This window comes from Enterobacter sp. B79-1 (assembly GCF_057444735.1).
The window spans coordinates 244,348-265,076 of sequence record NZ_JBYAZJ010000004.1 but is presented as its reverse complement, the minus strand read 5'-3'; the positions used below and the strand labels follow the sequence as shown (position 1 = coordinate 265,076).

23 protein-coding genes are annotated in these 20,729 nt (G+C 56.4%); 9 read left to right on the top strand and 14 right to left on the bottom strand.

Annotated features, from left to right (window positions below; translation table 11 throughout):
- Positions 1-82 precede the first annotated feature (82 nt).
- Positions 83-607, top strand: coding sequence for a ubiquinone anaerobic biosynthesis accessory factor UbiT (gene ubiT, locus AC2T6E_RS14165; protein ID WP_042715095.1), 525 nt, complete (start codon positions 83-85; stop codon positions 605-607).
- The gene (locus tag AC2T6E_RS14160; protein WP_010435964.1) at positions 601-1,104 is read left to right on the top strand and encodes a GNAT family N-acetyltransferase; all 504 of its coding nucleotides are present in this window, start codon (positions 601-603) and stop codon (positions 1,102-1,104) included. Before ubiT ends, AC2T6E_RS14160 begins: the two co-directional genes overlap by 7 nt.
- Here the strand turns inward: AC2T6E_RS14160 and AC2T6E_RS14155 are convergent.
- A complete protein-coding gene (locus AC2T6E_RS14155) occupies positions 1,091-1,420 on the bottom strand; it encodes a GIY-YIG nuclease family protein (protein WP_486692237.1) in 330 nt (109 codons plus the stop codon). The genes AC2T6E_RS14160 and AC2T6E_RS14155 overlap by 14 nt on opposite strands.
- A 14-nt stretch (positions 1,421-1,434) precedes the next feature.
- Here AC2T6E_RS14155 and AC2T6E_RS14150 point away from each other — a divergent pair, with 14 nt between their 5' ends.
- Complete coding sequence (locus AC2T6E_RS14150; RefSeq protein ID WP_486692235.1) at positions 1,435-1,869, top strand: YhbP family protein; 435 nt, start codon at positions 1,435-1,437, stop codon at positions 1,867-1,869.
- Here the strand turns inward: AC2T6E_RS14150 and AC2T6E_RS14145 are convergent.
- The gene (locus AC2T6E_RS14145; protein ID WP_416719538.1) at positions 1,849-2,367 is read right to left on the bottom strand and encodes a type 1 glutamine amidotransferase domain-containing protein; all 519 of its coding nucleotides are present in this window, start codon (positions 2,365-2,367) and stop codon (positions 1,849-1,851) included. The two genes, AC2T6E_RS14150 and AC2T6E_RS14145, sit on opposite strands and share 21 nt — an antisense overlap.
- 253 nt (positions 2,368-2,620) lie before the next feature.
- Here AC2T6E_RS14145 and AC2T6E_RS14140 point away from each other — a divergent pair, with 253 nt between their 5' ends.
- Complete coding sequence (locus AC2T6E_RS14140; RefSeq protein ID WP_148401084.1) at positions 2,621-3,265, top strand: NAD(P)H-binding protein; 645 nt, start codon at positions 2,621-2,623, stop codon at positions 3,263-3,265.
- Between the two features lie 40 nt (positions 3,266-3,305).
- Positions 3,306-4,343 carry a permease gene (locus tag AC2T6E_RS14135; RefSeq protein WP_253178797.1) on the top strand — a complete coding sequence of 346 codons (1,038 nt, stop codon included), beginning with the start codon at positions 3,306-3,308 and terminating at the stop codon, positions 4,341-4,343.
- A gap of 49 nt (positions 4,344-4,392) precedes the next feature.
- Here the strand turns inward: AC2T6E_RS14135 and dolP are convergent, their stop codons facing one another.
- Genes dolP through AC2T6E_RS14115 form a run of 4 tightly spaced genes read right to left on the bottom strand, consistent with a single transcriptional unit; the run spans position 4,393 to position 8,083 of the window.
- A complete protein-coding gene (gene dolP / locus AC2T6E_RS14130; RefSeq protein WP_089599837.1) occupies positions 4,393-4,968 on the bottom strand; it encodes a division/outer membrane stress-associated lipid-binding lipoprotein in 576 nt (191 codons plus the stop codon).
- Between the two features lie 9 nt (positions 4,969-4,977).
- Positions 4,978-5,568, bottom strand: a complete 591-nt coding sequence (diaA, locus tag AC2T6E_RS14125; protein ID WP_003861754.1) for a DnaA initiator-associating protein DiaA — start codon at positions 5,566-5,568, stop codon at positions 4,978-4,980.
- 20 nt (positions 5,569-5,588) lie between these two features.
- Positions 5,589-5,984 carry a YraN family protein gene (locus AC2T6E_RS14120; RefSeq protein WP_042717561.1) on the bottom strand — a complete coding sequence of 132 codons (396 nt, stop codon included), beginning with the start codon at positions 5,982-5,984 and terminating at the stop codon, positions 5,589-5,591.
- Positions 5,942-8,083, bottom strand: a complete 2,142-nt coding sequence (locus AC2T6E_RS14115; protein WP_316383025.1) for a penicillin-binding protein activator — start codon at positions 8,081-8,083, stop codon at positions 5,942-5,944. The genes AC2T6E_RS14120 and AC2T6E_RS14115 overlap by 43 nt, the downstream gene beginning before the upstream one ends.
- A 62-nt stretch (positions 8,084-8,145) precedes the next feature.
- Here AC2T6E_RS14115 and rsmI point away from each other — a divergent pair, with 62 nt between their 5' ends.
- A complete protein-coding gene (gene rsmI, locus AC2T6E_RS14110; protein WP_063146524.1) occupies positions 8,146-9,009 on the top strand; it encodes a 16S rRNA (cytidine(1402)-2'-O)-methyltransferase in 864 nt (287 codons plus the stop codon).
- A 54-nt stretch (positions 9,010-9,063) separates the two neighbouring features.
- On the opposite strand, the gene AC2T6E_RS14105 is transcribed toward rsmI, so the two are convergent.
- The 8 genes from AC2T6E_RS14105 to garD form a co-directional block, all read right to left on the bottom strand.
- Positions 9,064-9,837 (bottom strand): DeoR/GlpR family DNA-binding transcription regulator, encoded by a 774-nt coding sequence (locus tag AC2T6E_RS14105; RefSeq protein WP_486692231.1) that lies wholly within the window; start codon positions 9,835-9,837, stop codon positions 9,064-9,066.
- Positions 9,838-9,947: 110 nt separating this feature from the next.
- Positions 9,948-10,991 carry a galactitol-1-phosphate 5-dehydrogenase gene (gene gatD, locus AC2T6E_RS14100; RefSeq protein ID WP_262186004.1) on the bottom strand — a complete coding sequence of 348 codons (1,044 nt, stop codon included), beginning with the start codon at positions 10,989-10,991 and terminating at the stop codon, positions 9,948-9,950.
- A gap of 44 nt (positions 10,992-11,035) precedes the next feature.
- On the bottom strand, positions 11,036-12,409 hold the full coding sequence (locus AC2T6E_RS14095) for a galactitol-specific PTS transporter subunit IIC (protein ID WP_486692229.1): 1,374 nt from the start codon (positions 12,407-12,409) through the stop codon (positions 11,036-11,038).
- 4 nt (positions 12,410-12,413) lie between these two features.
- Entirely contained in the window at positions 12,414-12,698 is a 285-nt protein-coding gene (gene gatB, locus AC2T6E_RS14090) for a PTS galactitol transporter subunit IIB (RefSeq protein ID WP_021242240.1), read from the bottom strand.
- 28 nt (positions 12,699-12,726) lie between these two features.
- The gene (gene gatA / locus AC2T6E_RS14085) at positions 12,727-13,194 is read right to left on the bottom strand and encodes a PTS galactitol transporter subunit IIA (protein ID WP_120159672.1); all 468 of its coding nucleotides are present in this window, start codon (positions 13,192-13,194) and stop codon (positions 12,727-12,729) included.
- Between the two features lie 13 nt (positions 13,195-13,207).
- Positions 13,208-14,479, bottom strand: a complete 1,272-nt coding sequence (gene gatZ, locus AC2T6E_RS14080) for a tagatose-bisphosphate aldolase subunit GatZ (RefSeq protein WP_260662521.1) — start codon at positions 14,477-14,479, stop codon at positions 13,208-13,210.
- Positions 14,480-14,512: 33 nt separating this feature from the next.
- The gene (locus tag AC2T6E_RS14075) at positions 14,513-15,367 is read right to left on the bottom strand and encodes a tagatose bisphosphate family class II aldolase (RefSeq protein ID WP_108416143.1); all 855 of its coding nucleotides are present in this window, start codon (positions 15,365-15,367) and stop codon (positions 14,513-14,515) included.
- A gap of 176 nt (positions 15,368-15,543) precedes the next feature.
- The gene (gene garD / locus AC2T6E_RS14070) at positions 15,544-17,115 is read right to left on the bottom strand and encodes a galactarate dehydratase (RefSeq protein ID WP_089599845.1); all 1,572 of its coding nucleotides are present in this window, start codon (positions 17,113-17,115) and stop codon (positions 15,544-15,546) included.
- A gap of 536 nt (positions 17,116-17,651) precedes the next feature.
- Between garD and AC2T6E_RS14065 the strand changes: the two genes are divergently transcribed.
- Genes AC2T6E_RS14065 through garR form a run of 3 tightly spaced genes read left to right on the top strand, consistent with a single transcriptional unit; the run spans position 17,652 to position 20,683 of the window.
- On the top strand, positions 17,652-18,986 hold the full coding sequence (locus tag AC2T6E_RS14065) for an MFS transporter (RefSeq protein WP_010435927.1): 1,335 nt from the start codon (positions 17,652-17,654) through the stop codon (positions 18,984-18,986).
- Positions 18,987-19,001: 15 nt separating this feature from the next.
- On the top strand, positions 19,002-19,772 hold the full coding sequence (gene garL, locus AC2T6E_RS14060; protein ID WP_486692224.1) for a 2-dehydro-3-deoxyglucarate aldolase: 771 nt from the start codon (positions 19,002-19,004) through the stop codon (positions 19,770-19,772).
- A gap of 20 nt (positions 19,773-19,792) precedes the next feature.
- A complete protein-coding gene (garR, locus tag AC2T6E_RS14055; RefSeq protein ID WP_486692222.1) occupies positions 19,793-20,683 on the top strand; it encodes a 2-hydroxy-3-oxopropionate reductase in 891 nt (296 codons plus the stop codon).
- Positions 20,684-20,729 lie beyond the last annotated feature (46 nt).

Below are 20,729 nucleotides of genomic sequence, written 5' to 3'. Positions count from 1 at the left end.
GACGGTTTGTTGATTTACGCCGCTATGTTCCGGAATGGATGTGGCAAAATAGCGGGATTACAGATATCAGGGAGTAAAGCTCGTGCTGGAGAAACTGCGTTCACGTCTCGTACAATTGGGTCCATCTATGCTGAGCGTGCCGGTCAAGCTGGCACCGTTCGCGCTTAAGCGCCAGGTGCTGGAGCAGGTCCTGAGCTGGCAGTTCCGCCAGGCACTGCAGGACGGCGAGCTGGAGTTCCTGGAAGGCCGCTGGCTGAGCATTGAGGTACGCGACATCGGGCTGCGCTGGTTTACCTCCGTAGAGAACGGCCAGCTGATCGTGCGCGAATCCGCCGAGGCGGACGTGAGCTTTAGCGCTGATGCCAGCGATCTGCTGATGATCGCCGCACGTAAGCAGGATCCGGATACGCTCTTCTTCCAGCGCCGTCTGGTGATTGAAGGCGATACGGAACTTGGCCTGTACGTGAAGAATTTAATGGATGCCATTGAGCTGGAGCAGATGCCGAAAGCGCTGCGCGTGATGTTGATGCAAATGGCAGATTTTGTTGAGGCCGGGCTGAAAACCCCGCCGGACGGTAAACACACTTCAGTAGGTGAGCCATGCTGATTCGAGTCGAAATTGGGATTGATGCACCGGGTATCGATGCGTTATTGCGCCGCTCTTTTGAGAGCGATGCGGAAGCTCAACTGGTCCACGATCTCCGTGAAGACGGCCTGATCACGCTGGGTCTGGTTGCTACCGATGATGAAGGTCAGGTTGTCGGCTATGTCGCCTTCAGCCCGGTCATCGTTCAGGGCGACGATCTTCAGTGGGTAGGAATGGCACCGCTGGCGGTAGATGAAAACTATCGCGGGCAAGGTCTGGCGCGCCAACTGGTCTATGAAGGACTGGACTCGCTGAATGAGTTTGGCTATGCCGCCGTCGTCACGCTGGGCGATCCGGCGTTCTATGGTCGATTAGGCTTCGAGCAGGCCGCACATTACGACCTGCGTTGCCGCTGGCCAGGTACGGAATCCGCTTTCCAGGTGCACCGTCTGGCGGACGACGCCCTCAACGGCGTCAATGGCCTGGTGGACTACCACGACCATTTCAATCGCTTTTAATCAGGCTCTCGCGTAGCGCCTCAAAGGAGCCGTCTCCGGTGACGAGGCTCTCCTTCTGGCGCTTCGTGAGCTGCTTGATGCGGTATTCCAGCCTGAGCGCCAGCGATCGGTCGCCCACAGCGGTTGAAAATGCCAGCTGCAGTTCCCCTTTCCCCCGCAGCGCCTTTGCTCCTTTCCCCGTTTGATGTTGTAAAAAACGCCGCGCCACATCGGTGGTGATCCCGGTGTAGAGAGCGTTATCAGCGGTTCGGACAAGATAGAGAAACCAGCACACGGTAAACAGATTCAGTATGTTAAGGTGAACGCACCATAGCATGAGAGAGAACGAAAATGGAAACACTGGCCGCCATTAACCGCTGGCTGGCGAAGCAGCATGTTGTCACCTGGTGCGTCTGCGACGAGGGTGAGATGTGGTGCGCCAACGCGTTTTACTACTACGACCCTGAGCGCGTGGCGTTTTATGTCATGAGTGAAGACGACACGCGTCATGCGCAGATGACCGGCCAGCAGGCAAAGGTGGCGGGTACGGTAAACGGCCAGCCGAAAACGGTCGCGCTGATCCGCGGCGTGCAGTTCAAAGGTGAAATTCGTCGGCTGGAGGGAGAAGAGAGCGACGCGCATCGTAGGCACTACACGCGCCGCTTTCCCGTTGCCGCTGCGCTAAAAGCCCCGGTGTGGGAAATCCGCCTCGATGAGCTGAAATTTACCGACAACACCCTGGGCTTTGGCAAGAAGCTGCACTGGCTACGCGCCGAGCAGGCGTAGCGCTTCGCGGTTAAACGCCGGGAGATCGTCCGGGGTTCGGCTGGTGATCAGCTGGTCTTTGTCGTTGACCACCTCCTGATCGTAGAACTCAGCGCCTGCGTTTTTCAGATCGATAACGATCGGCTTCACGGCGGTAAGCTTACGCCCGCGCACGACTTCGGCGCTGATCAGCAGCTGTGGGCCGTGGCAGATAGCAAATACCGGCTTACCGGTGCTCACAAAGTCACGGGTGAAGGTGACGAAGCGCTCATCTCCGCGCAGGGAATCCGGTGAATGGCCGCCGGGTAACAGCAGGGCGTCAAAATCTGAGGGGCTAACGTTATCGATAGATTCATCAATCGTCACCGTGGCCTCGCCTTTATGGCCTGTCACCGTTTTGCCCGCCTCTTTCTCAATGGTGATGACGTCGTGTCCCGCCTTGCGGAACGCCTCTGCTGGAGAGGTGAATTCTGAATCTTCAAACTCGTCGGTAATCAAGACTGCGATTTTCTTGCCCATGCTTCCTCCGTTGTTTTGGGTTCAGACTGATTTTTCTCCGCTTGTGGTAAATACTTACCTGTAACAGACTTCTATACCCGTCATACTTCAAGTTGCATGTGCGTTGGCTGCACTCGTTCACCCCAGTCACTTACTTATGTAAGCTCCTGGGGATTCACTCCCTTGCCGCCTTCCTGCAACTCGAATTATTTAGGGTATAAGTGTGGTCGACCACGCTGAGTTCGCAAACGGACAATTCTGTAAAGGGGATACGATGAGTCAGGTACTGATTACGGGCGCCACCGGGCTGGTGGGGGATCATCTGCTGCGGTTGCTGATTCAGGATCGCCGCGTGAACTACATTGCAGCGCCTACGCGTCGGCCGCTGGCGGACGTCTCCGGCGTATTTAACCCGCACGATCCGCAGCTGACGGACGCGCTGGCGCAGGTCCAGGATCCCATTGATATCGCCTTTTGTTGTCTGGGTACCACGCGGCGTGAGGCGGGCAGCAAAGAGGCATTTATCCATGCCGACTACACGCTGGTGGTGGACACGGCGCTCACGGCGAAAAAACTGGGGGCCAAACATTTTCTGGTGGTCAGTGCGCTGGGTGCCAATGCCGGATCTCCTTTTTTCTACAACAAGGTGAAGGGTAAGATGGAGGATGCGCTGATCGCGCAGAAATGGGAGCAGCTGACGATTGTGCGCCCCTCGATGCTCAGCGGCCACAGGGACGAACGCCGATTTAACGAGTCGATATTGGCCCCGCTGTTTAAGATCCTTCCCGGCAACTGGAAATCTATCGAGGCGCGGGACGTCGCCCTTGCGATGCTAAAAGAAGGGCTGGCACCGTTGAAAGCGGGGGTCAACATTATCCCTTCGGCAAAACTGCGTGAAATCGCCCAGGACGAGGCGTAAACTCCCCCGGCTAATAACCTAACACTCTCCGGGGAATGCTATGACTGGTCAGTCTTCATCTCAGGCGGCAACACCTGTTCAATGGTGGAAGCCCGCACTTTTCTTTCTCGTGGTCATTGTTGGCCTCTGGTATGTGAAATGGCAGCCGTACTACGGCAAAGCCTTTACCGCCGCCGAAACGCACAGCATCGGTAAATCTATTCTCGCTCAGGCTGATTCCAGCCCGCTTCAGGCGGCGTGGGATTACGCCATGGTCTACTTCCTTGCCGTCTGGAAAGCCGCTGTACTGGGCGTGATTCTGGGCTCGCTGATACAGGTGCTCATCCCGCGTAACTGGCTGGTGAAAACACTCGGCCAGCCGCGTTTTCAGGGCACGCTGCTGGGGACGATTTTCTCCCTGCCGGGCATGATGTGCTCCTGCTGCGCCGCACCGGTTGCGGCGGGTATGCGTCGTCAGCGCGTGTCGATGGGCGGCGCGCTGGCGTTCTGGATGGGTAACCCGCTGCTCAACCCGGCAACGCTGGTCTTTATGGGCTTTGTGCTTGGGTGGCATTTTGCTGCGATCCGCCTGGTTGCCGGGCTGGCGACGGTGCTGGTGGTGGCGACGCTGGTGCAAAAACTGGTGAAGGACAACGCGCCTGAGACCGCTGCCGTTGAGCTGGACATCAGCGAGCCGCAGGGTGGTTTTTTTACGCGCTGGGGTATCGCGCTGTGGCAGCTTTTCTGGAGCACCATCCCGGTTTATATCCTGGCGGTGCTGGTATTGGGGGCGGCGCGCGTCTGGCTCTTCCCGCATGCGGATGGCGCTATCGACAACACGCTGATGTGGGTCATTGCGATGGCCGTTGCAGGCTGCCTCTTCGTGATCCCAACGGCGGCGGAAATTCCGATTGTCCAGACCATGATGCTGGCGGGCATGGGCACCGCGCCTGCACTGGCGCTGCTGATTACGCTGCCGGCGATCAGCCTGCCGTCGCTTATCATGTTGCGTAAGTCATTCCCCGCGAAAGCGCTGTGGTTGACGGCGGGGCTGGTGGCGTTGAGTGGGGTGATTGTGGGCAGTATTGCGTTGATGTAAAAAAAGCCCGGTGGCGCTAGCGCTTACCGGGCTTATCGTCAGGTGTGAATTACTTGATATAAGTAAACGCGGTGGTGACGTGCTTCACGCCGCTGACCCGGCTGGCGATATCCGCCGCCGCTTTCCCTTCACGCTCAGTCACCAGACCCAGCAGGAACACTTCGCCGTTCTCGGTGGTCACTTTCACGTTTGACGATTTCACCTGGTCCGAGCCCAGGAGCTGAGAGCGCACTTTGGTGGTGATCCAGGTATCGGAAGACGCATCGCCCAAACCAATTGGCTGGCCCTGGCGCACTTCATTGAACACCTCTGTTGTTCCTTCTACACCCATCGCGATCTGTTTAGCGCGGGAGGCTAATTCGGTATTAGGCGCCTGGCCTGCCAGCAGCACTTTACCCTGATAAGCCGTTACGTTAATACGCGCTTCTTTCTTGATTTGTTCGTCTTTCGACAGCGCACTGTTGACGCGCAGCTCCAGCGTACCGTCATCAACCTGCGTCCCGACAGAACGCGGATCGGTCGCCGCTTTGGTGCCGACAGCTGCGGTACCGACAACAGCAGCGGCAATACATCCCTGAAGTAGAAGTGCAGACATAAGGACTGCAAGGGTCGATAAAGCCTTCATTAGAACTCCTTAATCATCCTGGTGAGGGAAAAGCGTGTTATCGATCAGATCGCATAAGCAGTTCACCGTGAGCATGTGCATCTCCTGAATACGCGCGCTACGATGAGACGGAATGCGAATTTCCACATCCTGCGGCCCCAGTAAACCTGCCAGCTCGCCGCCGTCATAGCCGGTCAGCGCAACGATAGTCATATCGCGGGTGACCGCCGCTTCAACGGCTTTAACGATATCCCGGCTGTTACCGCGCGTGGAGATGGCCAGCAGCACGTCCCCGGCATGGCCTAAGGCGCGCACCTGCTTCGCGTAAATCTCGTCATGCAGACGATCGTTAGCAATCGCTGTTAAGACCACATTATCGGTATTAAGTGCAATGGCAGGTAAACTCGGGCGTTCTGTTTCAAAACGATTGATCATGCTGGCAGCAAAATGCTGTGCGTTGGCGGCTGAGGTGCCATTGCCACAACAGAGGATTTTGTTGCCGTTCAGAAGAGATTGTACCAGCGTCATGGCTGCGCGGGAGATCGCGTCCGGGAGGGCTTCCGCCGCGGCAATCTGTGTTTGAATGCTTTCTGTGAAGCACACTTTAATTCTTTCGAGCACGTTATCCCTTTAAATCTCAATTATGCGTCTTCGCCAAAAGCGTTTTTAAGCCATTCGATCTCATTTCCGGTGAAGGCTATCACATCGAACCGGCAATCCACAGTATCAAAGCTCCCATTATGGCGGGCAAGCCACAAGTGGGCAGTCTGTAATAATTTATGTTGTTTGGCGAGCGTCACGCTGGCGGCAGCACCGCCAAAACGGGAGGACTGTCGAAAACGCACTTCTACAAACACGGTGACCTGACCGTCTTTCATGATCAGGTCGATTTCGCCGCCGCGCCCGCGGACGTTGGCGGCGATAAAACGCAGTCCTTTGCCTTCAAGCCAGCGACGCGCTTTTAACTCCCACGCATCGCCGGTCGCTTTGCGGCTTAACTGGCCGGGACGATCTGCCCCTGCTGGTATTTGAGCCATGATAACTTCCTGTTAATCACACAATCCTGAGTAGCGGTCAGATCGCCCGTGTTGCCGTTGAGCTCGAAGCCCGGCACCTGACGCATCTGGGTGAAGTGGTTTGCCAGCGCCCACGCATCCACGCCCATGGCGTACAGACGTGCCAGCGAGTAGTCGTTACGTACCGAGCTGAGCGCCTGCTGCATCAGCGGCGGGTTGCTGCCCGCGAGCATTGGGATTTCGCTGTACTGCAGGCCGTCCATTTCCAGACGGAAATCCGGGCCTGCGGTGCCCTGCGCGCTGCGCGAACTGGCGTAGAGGGTTGCGCCGCTCTGGCTGCCGTTGCGCATCGCAATCATCGGCTTGATGAAAGCAATCTCTTCCGGCGTCGCGACAATGTAGGCCGCATCCACTTTGCCGCCACCGCTGATTTGCGCGTCGGTAGGAGGGGCCGGAATGGTCAGGCCGCCGATGGTCACGCTCTGCTGCTGCGGCAGGCTGGCGCTGACCGGGCTGCCGTTAAGGGCGATACCTGCGCCGCCGTTGACGCCAGCGCGCAGTTCTGAGGCGGAGCCGAATTTCTGTTGCAGCACCACGCCACCGCCGATCTTCTGCCACTCATCGGCAAAGGCATTGGCGACGCGATCGCCCAACGCGCTGCGCGGGATCAGCAGCAGCGGCGCCTGTTTACCCTGTTCGTGAATATGACGCGCCGCGTCGCGGGCTTCATCTTCTGGCGAGAGAGCAAAGTAGCAGATGTTGGCGCGGTTCTGCACGTTCTCTGGCTGGTTAAGCGCCAGCACGTTCAGCGTGGTGTTGCTCTTTATCAGCGTATCCACGTCGTTTTTCAGCAGGGGACCGACAACGATGCTCGCGCCATCTTTTTGCACCTGCGCCAGCACCTGATCGAGCGGCTGAGCGGTGGTGTCGTAGATTTTCAGCTCAGCACTCGGGTTGGCGCTGGTGGTTGCCACGGCCTGAGGCTGCGTGGCTGGTTGCTGTTCTGCTGGCGCGGCTTGCGGTTGTGGCTGTTCAGCCGTCACGGGAGCCTGAGTTTCCGCAGGAGCCTGTACTGCTTCAGGTGCAGGCGTTGCGGCTGGTGGCGTCGTCGGCGCGGTGACCGGGTTCTGCATTGTCCCCTGCGCTGGCGCTTGTGCTGCAGTCAGGTCGCTGGTTTCAGCGGCAGAAGGGCTGACAACGTCGTTCACGTTGGCTGCCTGTGCGGACTGAGCCGGTACGGCACTACCGCTTACGGCAGTTGTCCCGTTTTTCGCCGCTTCAAAGCCTTGCTGAATGGTGCGGCCAAAGACCGCCGCCTGGCCGTTCAACGGCAGAAGCAGCGCGATTTTGCTGGTCGAGGCTGGCTTAAAGTTCTGCACATTCACCAGCTGCGTCGGCAACATTTTCGCGCCCGGGTTTTGCGGGTAGCGGGTTTGCCAGTCGGTAATACCTGCTTTCAACATCGTTGGGTCGCTGCGGTTGTTAAACCACATCTGCTGCAGATCCAGCCAGCCCTGCAAAACATTTTCGTCGGCGTTAATGACCAGCGTTTGCGCCTGTTCCTGGGTCATGGAGGCGAGTGCCTGCCATGTTGCATCGATATTTTTCTGTTTATCCGCACCGGCGAGCAGCGGCTCCTGGGCGATAAGCGCGCGCAGCAGCGTCAGGGAAGGGCGACCCTGCTCGGCGGTAATTCCCGCCTGCCAGAAGCGCGCCTGCTGGTTTTTGTCCAGCGCACCGACGTCGATGTCTCCAAGGATTTTCTTCGCAGCCGCATAATCTTTCTGCGCCACCTTCAGTTCAGCAGAGAGCAGACCCTGCTCGCGGCGCTGATCGTCGTTAAGATCCTGCGGTAGCTGATTGAACAGTTCGGCTGCCTGCTGGGTTTTACCCTCTTTCAGCAGTGCACGAATGGCGAGTAATTGCCAGTTGGTCTTGGTATCATTTGAGCTCTGCGACATTTGTTGCAGATAAAAGCCAGAATCAGCCTGAGCCGATCCCTGCATATGGGCAGCGGTCTGATCGGGTGCCTGGGTGCCACAGCCTGCAAAGATCAGGGCTGCGAGCAGAAGCGGCACGCTGCGCGTGGCTTTTTTTCGAAGAAACGTTAACGGTACCATACTGTATCCAGTGATTTTTTTTACGCAATGCTCAATATTAAATCGGCAATACGGACGAAACAATGAAACAACACGAAACGGCAGATAATTCTCAAGGCCAGCTTTATATTGTACCTACTCCTATCGGGAATTTGTCTGATATTACCCAACGTGCGCTCACCGTGTTGCAAGCTGTTGATTTAATTGCCGCTGAAGATACCCGCCACACCGGCTTACTGCTGCAACATTTCGCGATTAACGCCCGTTTGTTTGCCCTGCACGATCACAATGAGCAACAAAAAGCCGAAACGCTGGTGGCGAAACTTAAGGAAGGACAGAACATTGCGCTGGTCTCCGACGCCGGTACGCCGCTGATCAACGATCCTGGCTATCACCTGGTGCGTACCTGTCGCGAAGCCGGTATTCGCGTGGTGCCGCTGCCGGGGCCGTGCGCGGCGATTGCTGCGTTAAGCGCCGCAGGTCTGCCGTCTGACCGCTTCTGCTATGAAGGCTTCCTGCCAGCTAAATCCAAAGGCCGTCGCGACGTATTGAAGGATCTGGAAGCCGAGCCGCGCACCCTGATTTTTTACGAATCCACCCACCGCCTGCTGGAAAGCCTGGAAGATATGGTGACTGTCTGGGGTGAATCCCGCTACGTGGTGCTGGCGCGCGAGCTGACCAAAACCTGGGAAACGATCCACGGCGCGCCAGTGGGCGAACTGCTGGCGTGGGTGAAGGAAGACGAAAACCGCCGCAAGGGTGAAATGGTGCTGATTGTCGAAGGGCATAAAGCGCAGGAAGACGCACTGCCTGCCGACGCGCTGCGCACGCTGGCGCTGCTGCAGGCGGAACTGCCGCTGAAAAAGGCCGCTGCGCTGGCGGCGGAAATTCACGGCGTGAAGAAAAATGCGCTGTATAAGTATGCGCTGGAGCAGCAGGGGGAGTAAGCTCCTGCTGCCTGTTTTGCCGGGTGGTGGCTGTGTGCCTTACCCGGCTGCACACTACACAGTGATGATCTCGGTGCCCGTTTTACCCAACAGTTCTTTTTCGTGTTTTCCGATCCCATTATCCGTAATTACACAGTTGATTTTTTCCATCGGCAACACCTGGTTGAACCCGCGCCGATTGAACTTGCTGGCGTCCAGCACGGCAATCACCTTATGCGCGGCGGCAGCCATCACGCTGCTTATCGAATAGCCTTCATTGAACGTTGTAATGCCGTTGGTGGCATCAATACCGTCCGCGCCGACAAACATCAGGTCCGCGCTTATCCCGGTCAGAGAGCGCTCGGCGATGGTGCCATGCATAGAGTGCGTTTTATGGCGCACGGTACCGCCGCAGACCACGAGCGTAATATCTTTATTTTCCGAGAGGGCAAACGCGGCAGGCAGGCTGTTGGTGATGACGGTGATATTGGCTTTTTTGGTGAGTGCTTCGGCGATGAGCATGGTGGTGCTACCGCTATCGAGAATGATCGTCATCCCTTCTTCAATCATGGCCGCTGCAGCCTGTGCGATGCGCTTTTTCGGGTCGCTTGCCAGCTTATAACGGTCTTCCAGCACCACTTCCTGATTTTCGCTTTCCGCCAGGCTGCTGCCGGGTCTTGCTGCGCCACCGTGAAAACGCGTGACCAATCCTTTTTCTTCCAGCAGGCGCAGATCTGTTCGAATCGTCACTTCCGAAATGCCAAACATATTCGACAGATCCAGCACCATGACACTGCCCTGAGCGTTGACGAGGTCAACGATTTTATTGCGTCGCTCAAATGAGTTCATATTGAAATGCCTGATAATTAACTGCCTCTATTCTAATCGAAGGTATGCGAAAGGGGTACGGTAATATTCGAAAGGAAATGTGAGCCAGCTCAGGTTGCTGGCTCGAAGCACTACGCGAAGCGCAGCATGATTTTGCCCTGCATTGGCGCACCGTTTAGTCCCTGCACGGCCTGAGCAAAGCTATCGCTATCGCCGGTATGAGCAATAAGGGGCTTTAGCTGCAGTTTTTTCTCTGTGAGCAGGCGTGCCGCGGTTTCCCATTCTTCACCCGGCCACGGGGCCGAATAATTCATCCAGCTTCCCAGAAGCGTCAACTCCTTACGCAGTATCTTGCCAAATGTCGCCGCAGGTAAGTTCAGGTCATGATGCAGCGTACCCACCAGAGCGACCTGGGCCCGCGGCCCGGCGATATCAATGGCGAGCGTAACGGTTTGCGGTGTGCCAGCAGTCTCAAGAACCAACTGATCAAACGGGTTGTCGCTCAAGGCGTTGAGGATGTCGTCTGCGGCCAGAGCGCGGCTATTAAATACCTGAGTTGCCCCCAGCGTTGTTGCCAGCGCGAGCTTCTCGTCGTTGATATCGATCGCGGTTACGCTGTTGGCGCCCAATGCCAGTGCACACTGCATCGCCAGCAGGCCGATAGTGCCTGCGCCGACAATGATGACGTTCTTACCCTCGCAGCCGGAAGCGAGATGAAACGCGTGTAGCCCTACGGTTATGGGCTCAATAAATGCCCCATCTTCAATTGCCATCTCTGCAGGAAGGCGGAACAGGTTTGCTCGCTTCACCACGATATATTCCGCGTTGCCGCCTTCGCTGCGCGATCCGACAAACTGATACTGCTTGCAGAGCGAGAAGTAGCCTTTTTCACACGCCGGACAGGAAAAGCAGGGCAGTAATGGCACGCAGGCAACCGGATCGCCGGCCTTGAGATCGTGCACTTCGGTACCACAGGCTTCGACATGACCGCTAAATTCATGCCCCAGGGTGATGGGATAATAATGTGCCCCTCCGGCAAAAATTCGCGGAATATCGGAGCCACATAATCCTGAGCAGGCAATACGCACCTGCACATCATCCGCAGCCTGAATGTGAGGGATTGGACGTTCTTCAACGCGCACGTTGCCCTCAGCGTGAATTACCACTGATTTCATATTCACTCCAGAAAGAAAAAGAGGGGAGCATGGCTCCCCGGATATCAAGACACCGTCTGGCTTTGCGGGGTAGCGGCGTTCTTTTCTGCCGCGCTAAACACGCGGGCACGTCGCCAGGTAAGCAGGATGCCGGTGACGTAAATTGCACCAATCACGATGAACCCCACCACGTTTTGCCAGGTGAACAACTGGATGAGCAGCCAGGTGACGGGTGAACCGCCCTGGTCCATGGAGGCCACCAGCCCGCCAGCTTTCAACGCGCCAGCATTTTGCGCAAGCTGGGTGTGCAGGCCGATGGTCTGGGTCGAAATCCACAGCGTAATGCCCATGATGATGACGCCAGAGATAAGCGTGCGGAACAGGTTGCCCTGATGCACCGCGACCGCCATCGCCACAAAAAAGCCGATAGTGGCAAGGTCACCGAACGGCAATACCTGGTTTCCCGGCACCAGAACAGCAATCAGGATAGTGAGCGGGATGAAAATCAGGCTGGCGGAGACGACAGATGTATGGCCCAGCAGCAGCGCCGGATCGAGACCGATTAAGAACTCCTGCCCACCAAACTTTGCCTGCAGACGTTTACGGGCATGTTTAGCAATCGGCGTCAGGCCGTCCATGATCGGTTTGATAACGCGCGGCATTAGCAGCATCACGGCGGCGGTTTTCACGGCCAACTGGAGAACGGATTTGGCGTCGTAGCCTGCCAGCATGCCAATGGCCAGTCCCATCACAAACCCTACCGTGACCGGTTCGCCAAACGGGCCAAAGCGTTTTTGCACGTCGTCAGCGCTAAAATGAATACGCTTCAGGCCTGGGATTTTATCGATAATCGTATCGACCAGAACGGCGATTGGGCCGAGGTAAGCTGACGAGCCGTGAGGGATGGCGATCCCTTCCAGACCGAAGAAGTCCCGCGTGTCTTTGGCAAACCAGTCCCCCAGCTTGTAAACAAACGCGGCGTGCACCACAACGCCCAGGATACCCAGCCAGTAAGAGCCGGTTGCCAGGTGCAGCATCGCACCGGTAAAGGTCATGTGCCAGATGTTCCAGATATCAACGTTCACCACCCGCGTCATCCGCGTCACCAGCATGACAACGTTGACGCCAATGGCAACAGGGATAGCGATAAGCGCAATCTGTGATGCCCAGGTCATTGGGGATGAACCTGGCCAGCCGACATCCACCACGTGCAGGTTAATCTGGAACTGCTCAGCCATCGCTTTGGCCGCCGGGCCGATGGAGTCAAGCATCAGGCCGATAACCAGCCCGATCCCGACGAAGCCAATGCCGATATGCAGGCCGGATTTAAAGCAATCGCCCAGCTTCATCCCCAACAGCTTAGAGAAGATGATGATGACGATTGGCAGCATTACGGTTGGCCCCAGATCGAGGATGTACCGCATGATTTCGGTAAACATGTTCTTACCCCTCGAGGATGGTCAGAATTTTTTGCTGCAGGGCTTCGATGCCGACGCCGGATACAAACGGCATGCCATGCACCACCGGGATGTCGCCAAAGGCTCTGTCAACTTTCGCCGTGGTACAAATCAGGTCTGCACCGTCCATATAGGTTTCGATTTCAGTCACCCTGCACTGGACCAGATCCAGCTCAATGTGGTGGGCTTCACACAGTTCTTTGATCTCTTCTGCTGCCATGGTTGAGGTGGCGACAGCACCGCCACAGGCAACAATAACTTTGCGTTTCATAGGGCACTCCTTTTTTATTATCAGTATGTTATGAAGCCTGGGCACAGACGACAGGCTCAAGGATCGTCTCCCGGAAACGATCGGCCAGGCGCTCTGCGGGCGCAGCCAGCAGCATGTCCAGCGTATCCGGGTTTTGTAGCTCACTGAAAAGGCGGCGCAGCAATTTCATTTGCGCCGCAGGGTTTTCAACGATTAACGCGATGATGAGTGAGACGGCGACCTCGCCATCATCATCGGCCTGCTGAAAATGCACCGGTTTGTCCGGACGAATCAGGTAAATCGCGGGGTGTTTCGCATGTACGGCTTCGCAGTGCGGAATAGCGACCGCATGGCGTTCAAGGGCAATGCCGGTGGGGTAGTTCATCTCCCTTTCCAGAAGGGCGGCAGGGTAGGTGGCCTGTACAACACCGTTAGCCAGCATCTCCTCGCCAATATGCGCCAGCGCCTGCTGGCAGGTTTCAAACTCAATTCCGGTACGGACAAAAACGTGACTCATACACTCTCCGGCATCAGACGGGTTCAGGGGTGCAGCCAAATCGATAGGCGCGTAATACATCCTGTATTTTGTCGATGATGAGATTTTGCGGTGTTGCGGCGATCTCATTCATCGACAATCGTTCGAACTGGACGGGCATAAACTGGCTGATCAGCCCCAGAGGCAAGGAGGTTGCGCTCAGATTAGCGATTAACCTTTCAACGCTCTGGCGAATGCGCGGGTGTGGCCAGTAGTAGCGAATGCGATCGGACAGGCTAAAGTGAATATCCACCATTGCCTGGCTCCAGGTGGGGCGGTAGTACTTCTTCCAGTAATCCGGCTCGTTCAGCATGACTTCGTCGATCACGTCAAGCACATGGCTGCGTTGCTCAGGGGCGATGAGGGCCTTCTCCATTTGTGCGAGGGCAAAAATGGCTTCTCGCAGGGCAAAGGTAAGCGCCGGGCCGACTTTCAGGATCGCGAAGTGATCGCGAACCAAAGCGCGATAGGCCTGACGAGTCTGGTAGTCCGTGGAGTGCGCCTCATAGACCATGGGGGTCTGGCGGATCCAGCCGGAAAGCGCCTCTGCCGCGTGCGGCTGGTAGTGAATGATTTGCGTATGGTCGAACTCCACGCCGGGTTGCACAACTAACGCAATCACACGCGTCATCGCCTCGTTCAGACCGAGCGCGGCAAAGGCCTCGCGATGCGTTTCCAGCGTCTGCGCGGCATCTTCCACACGGGTAACATGAACGCTGTTAATACTGCTGGCTTCACCGCCGGGAACGGGAACCTCAGTACCAATCACGTAGGTTAGCGCCGCTTTTTGTTCTTCAGTGGCCGTCTCTTCTGCGGCTTTGCACAGTCGGGCGGCACGCTGTGCCACCACCCCTGGCGGGAGTGGAACAGGATCGTCGGCGCAGGACATTGAGGCGTCCAGGTGGATCTTGCTAAACCCTGCCGCGACATAGGCTTTGATCAATGCGATGGATTTCTCCATCGCCGCGTCTGCCGGTTCGTTTTGCCAGCAGTTTGGCCCCAGATGATCGCCGCCCAGGATCAAACGTTCATGCGGAAAGCCCACCTCTTTAGCGATCTTCAGAACAAAATCACGGAAATCAGCGGGTTTCATACCGGTGTAACCGCCGAACTGGTTCACCTGATTTGAGGTGGCTTCAATCAGTACCTTGTTGTCGGTATGCAGATCGAACCGCAATGCGGCTTCGATAACCAGCGGGTGCGCTGAGCAAACTGAGCAAATACCGAGATCTTCTCCCGCTTTATGGCGGGTAATAATATCTTTCACGTTTCCTCCAGGTCAGGACTTAGGCTTTCGTATTTAGAGCTTTCCTTCACAACCACAATCGTTAATAACTTTACGCACCACCTCTTTCATGGCGCGTTTGGCGGGCACCATGTAATGTCGCGGGTCACTGGTTTCGGGATGTGAAGCGAGATAGGTTTTCAGGGCATTCGAGAAGGCGATTTTGAGTTCTGTGGCAACGTTGACCTTGCAGATACCGAGGCGAATGGCCTGAAGGATATCGGCCGTAGATAAACCGGAAGCGCCGTGCAGCACCAGCGGGATATCGACCTGATTGCGGATCTCTGCCAGACGTTCAAAATCAAGTTTAGGCGTGGCAGTGTAGAGGCCGTGCGCGGTACCGATGGCGACGGCCAATGAGTCGATACCCGTTAATTCAACAAACTCGCGTGCCTGTAGCGGGTTGGTGTAAAGCGCATCTTTGCTGTCGACCACAAGGTCATCTTCCTGCCCGCCAAGACGGCCAAGTTCAGCCTCCACGCTCACATCGTAACGGTGGCAGTAGTCTGTCACTTTCTTCACCAGCGCGACATTTTCAGCGAATGGATGATGCGATCCGTCGATCATCGCCGAGCGGATCCCGCTCTGGACTTTCTGCGCGATATCGTCGAAATCTTCGTGATGATCGAGGTGGATCGCCAGTGGCTGGTTGTACGTTTTGGCCAGATCGCTGGCGATGGCGACCACGTTACCGGTTCCGGCATAGCTGAATGTGCCGGGCGTACCCGCCACGATCAGCGGAGAGCGCATCTCAGAGGCCGTTTCAACGACCACCTGCAGCGTTTCGAGATTATGAATATTGAATGCCGGTACGGCGTAACCTTCGCGCTGTGCTTTCAGCAGCATCGCTTTCGACGAGATGATGAACATCTTTCCTCCGAAACCTTTCGTTTTGTTTATGTGAAAGACAATATAGGGTTTCGGAATGTTATTTTGTGATTGGTATCTTAAAAATGAAAGAATCGAAATGAAAGGGAAGAATGCGAAAGAAATGAAAGCAAAAAAAAGCATGGCCGAAGCCATGCTAAGCGAGGTTTACAGCAAACTCACGTCACCGGTGCCGGGTTAAACACCGCCAGCTGATTATGTAATCCCCATTGATCGGAGAACGTTTTCTTCCGGCCGCTGGCGACATCCAGAATGAAGTGGAACAGCTTCCAGCCCACGTCCTCAATGCTCTCTTCCCCGGTGGCGATGGTGCCCGCGTTGATATCCATTAAGTCATACCAGCGGTTTGCCAGCTCGGTGCGGGTCGCCATTTTAATCACCGGCACCGCCATCAGGCCGTACGGCGTGCCGCGCCCGGTGGTAAAGACCTGAACCGTAATGCCGGACGCCACCTGCTGCGTACCGCAGACGAAATCGCTGGCAGGCGTTGCCGCATAAATCAGGCCGCGTTTGGTCGGGCGCTGGCCCGGAGAGAGCACTTCGACAATCGCGCTCTGGCCGGATTTGGCAATCGAGCCAAGGGCTTTTTCCACCACGTTGGCCAGGCCGCCTTTTTTGTTGCCCGGCGACGGGTTAGCGCTGCGGTCGGTTTGCCCCATATCGAGATAGTTATCGTACCAGGCCATCTCTTCCAGCAGGCGCTTGCCCACCTCTTCGTTGACGGCGCGTGGCGTCAGCAGATGGATGGCGTCACGCACTTCAGTCACTTCGGAGAACATCACCGTGGCGCCGCAGCGCACAAACAGATCGGACGCATAACCCACAGCCGGGTTGGCGGTCACGCCGGAAAACGCATCGCTGCCGCCGCACTGGGTGCCCACCACCAGCTCAGAGGCCGGGCAGGTTTCGCGCTGGCGCTTGTTGAGCTTGTCCAGATGGCGTTCAGCCACCTGCAAAATATCGTCGACCATCGATCGAAAGCCGACGTGATGCTCGTCCTGCAGGCGCACGATGCTGGCCTCGTCGACCGGAATCGCTTTCACATCCTCGGTGCCCTGTAGCAGGCGCTCAGGCTGAAGTTTTTCACATCCCAGACCGATGACCATCACCTCGCCGCCAAAGTTCGGGTTGAGCGCAATATTGTGAATGGTGCGGATTGGCACTACCGCCGCGGGTGCGTTGATCGCCACGCCGCAGCCGTAGAGGTGGTTCAGCCCTACTACTCCATCCACGTTCGGGTATTTCGGCAGCAGGTCGCGCTCGATTATTTTGACCACGTAATCCACCACGCCTGCCACGCAGTGCACGCTGGTAGTAATGCCGAGCAGGTTCTTGGTGCCGACGCTGCCGTCCGCGTTGCGGTAGCCTTCGAAGGTATAGCCCTCCAGCGGCGGAAGCGGTTCAGGCACGCGCGTAGCCAGCGGCAGGGTATTTAGCGGCGGCGCTTTTGGCAGCTCAACCAGCGACTCTTCAATCCAGCTCCCCTGCGGGATAGCGCGAACGGCATAGCCAATAATTTCACCGTAGCGCACGATTTCACCGTGCGCCGGGATATCCACCAGCGCCACCTTATGCCCCTGCGGAATATGCTCAATCAGTTCCAGCCCGTCCGGGAAACGGGTTCCCGCTTTTAAGCCGTTGTCGTTGACAATAATCGCCACGTTATCGGTGTCATGTACTTTTATATAAAACGCCGTCGGCGATGCCTGTCGAATTTCAATGTCGGCCATTGTTCACTATTCTCCAGCAAAGTGTCTGATCATTAATGCAGCCATGCAGATAGTTATTTATACCCGTCATACTTCAAGTTGCATGTGCGTTGGCTGCTCTCGTTCACCCCAGTCACTTACTTATGTAAGCTCCTGGGGATTCACTCCTTTGCCGCCTTCCTGCAACTCGAATTATTTAGGGTATACTTATTTTCTAAATAAAGACGCTGCTTTCTTAAATAAAGAATGTCAGGACTTGAGATATAAGAATGTGATCCAAGTCACCCCCTAAAGCGAGAGATAGCGCACTGTGGCTGGGAATACGTGATTCTGTGCAGCAGCGCCCAGTGCTTTGTGCATATGCTCAAAAACTTATTCATTTCAGGTGTGATAATTGAGCGTTAATCCAGTGCGATGCCATAAAGTGGTGATTATACTGAATCACATTGATATTGCGTCTGGTTAATTACCTGATATTGCCTGCTATCGATAAATAATCAGGAAATATGTTTTCTAAAATTATAAATATAAATTTCGCTGTGCCTGAGGAAATAAACATGATTCTGGATACCGTTGTAGAATCGAAAAAGGGTGTGCCCACTCGCTATTTAATATTACTGATTATTTTTATCGTCACGGCCATTAACTACGCTGACCGTGCGACGCTGTCGATTGCCGGTACGGAAGTAGCAAAAGAGCTGCAGCTCAGTGCCGTCTCGATGGGGTATATCTTCTCTGCGTTCGGCTGGGCCTACCTGCTGATGCAAATTCCCGGCGGCTGGCTGCTGGATAAGTTCGGTTCCAAAAAGGTCTATACCTACAGCCTGTTCTTCTGGTCGCTGTTCACCTTCCTGCAGGGCTTTGTGGATGTCTTCCCGCTCGCCTGGGCGGGCGTGTCGATGTTCATCATGCGCTTTATGCTCGGCTTCTCGGAAGCGCCGTCTTTTCCGGCAAACGCCCGTATCGTGGCGGCCTGGTTCCCGACCAAAGAGCGCGGCACCGCGTCTGCGTTGTTTAACGCCGCGCAGTATTTCTCGCTGGCAATCTTCTCTCCGCTGCTGGGCTGGCTGACCTTCGCCTGGGGCTGGGAACACGTCTTTACCGTGATGGGCGTGATTGGCTTTGTGCTGACCGGCGTATGGGTGAAGTATATCCATAACCCGACCGATCACCCGCGCATGTCAGAGCAGGAGCTGAAGTTCATCTCCGAAGGCGGCGCGGTGGTGGATATGGACCACAAAAAGCCCGGTGCGCAGGTCGCAGGCGGTCCTAAGCTCCATTACATCAAACAGTTGTTGACCAACCGCATGATGCTGGGCGTCTTTTTTGGTCAATACTTTATCAACACCATCACCTGGTTCTTCCTTACCTGGTTCCCGATTTATCTGGTGCAGGAAAAAGGGATGTCGATTCTGAAAGTGGGTCTGGTGGCCTCCATTCCGGCGCTGTGCGGTTTTGCTGGCGGCGTGCTGGGCGGAGTGTTCTCGGATTATCTGATTAAGCAGGGCAAGTCGATAACCCTGGCGCGTAAGCTGCCGATTGTGCTCGGCATGTTGCTGGCGTCGTCCATCATTCTGTGCAACTACACCAACAACACCACGCTGGTGGTAGCCCTGATGGCGCTGGCGTTCTTCGGCAAAGGCTTCGGCGCGCTGGGCTGGCCGGTGATTTCCGACACCGCGCCAAAAGAGATTGTTGGCCTGTGCGGCGGGGTATTTAACGTCTTTGGCAACGTGGCGTCCATCGCGACTCCACTGGTCATTGGTTATCTGGTCAGTGAGCTGCATTCGTTCAACGCGGCACTGGTATTTGTTGGCTGTTCAGCGTTGATGGCGATGTTCTGCTACCTGTTCGTGGTAGGCGACATCAAACGTATGGAATTGCAGAAATAAGCAAAGGTATAAGCGATGAGTAACGATATCTTCCCGAATAAGTTTAAGGCGGCCCTCGCGGCGCATCAGATCCAGATTGGCTGCTGGTCCGCGCTGGCAAGCCCGATCAGCACTGAAGTGCTTGGACTGGCCGGGTTCGACTGGCTGGTGCTGGACGGCGAACATGCGCCAAATGACATCAGCACCTTTATTCCGCAGCTGATGGCGCTGAAGGGCAGCCCGAGCGCGCCGGTGGTACGCGTACCGACGAACGAGCCGGTCATCATCAAGCGCCTGCTGGATATCGGTTTCTACAACTTCCTGGTCCCGTTCGTGGAAACGGAAGAAGAGGCGGTGCTGGCCGTGGCCTCTACCCGCTACCCGCCGGAGGGCATTCGCGGCGTGTCCGTGTCGCACCGCGCCAACATGTTTGGCACCGTGCCGGACTACTTCGCCCAGTCCAACAAGAACATCACCATCCTGGTGCAGATCGAGAGCCAGCAAGGCGTGGATAACGTCGATGCCATCGCCGCAACCGATGGCGTGGACGGCATCTTTGTCGGTCCAAGCGACCTGGCCGCTGCGTTCGGGCATCTGGGCAATGCGGGTCATCCTGACGTGCAGCGCGCCATTCAGCACATCTTTGCTCGCGCCAAAGCGCACGGCAAACCCTGCGGCATTCTGGCCCCGGTTGAAGCCGATGCCCGCCGCTATCTGGAGTGGGGGGCGAGGTTCGTTGCCGTGGGTAGCGATCTCGGCGTGTTCCGCTCCGCCACGCAGAAATTAGCAGACGTTTTTAAAAAATAACCATCACTGAGGAAAAGATTATGACGCTGAAAGTGGGCTTTATTGGCTTAGGTATCATGGGTAAACCAATGAGTAAGAACCTCATCAAAGCGGGTTACTCACTGGTGGTGTTAGACCGTAATTCAGACGCCGTGGCTGAAGTGATTTCAGCCGGGGCAGAAGCGGCAACCACGGCCAAAGCGGTTGCGGAGCAGTGCGATGTGATCATCACCATGCTGCCAAACTCCCCGCATGTGAAAGAGGTCGCGCTGGGCGAGAACGGCATTATCGACGGCGCGAAGCCGGGCCTGGTGGTTATCGACATGAGCTCTATTGCCCCGCTGGCCAGCCGTGAAATCAGCGAGGCGCTGAAGGTGAAAGGCGTGAACATGCTGGACGCGCCGGTCAGCGGCGGCGAGCCAAAAGCCATCGACGGCACGCTGTCGGTGATGGTGGGCGGCGACAAGGCAGTTTTCGACAAGTATTACGACCTGATGAAGGCCATGGCCGGTTCCGTGGTGCATACCGGTGAAATCGGCGCGGGTAACGTCACCAAGCTGGCGAACCAGGTGATTGTGGCGCTGAACATCGCGGCGATGTCAGAAGCGTTGACGCTGGCCACCAAGGCGGGCGTCAACCCGGATTTGGTGTACCAGGCAATCCGTGGCGGCCTGGCGGGTAGCACCGTGCTGGATGCGAAAGCGCCGATGGTGATGGATCGTAACTTCAAGCCGGGTTTCCGCATTGACTTGCACATTAAAGATCTGGCTAACGCGCTGGATACCTCTCACGGCGTGGGCGCACAGCTGCCGCTGACCGCTGCAGTCATGGAGATGATGCAGGCGCTGCGCGCGGACGGTCTGGGCACCGCCGACCATAGCGCCATCGCATGCTACTACGAAAAACTGGCGAAAGTGGAAGTTGCTCGCTAATGACGTCCTGCCCGGTGGCGCTTTGCTTACCGGGCCTACGGTCCAG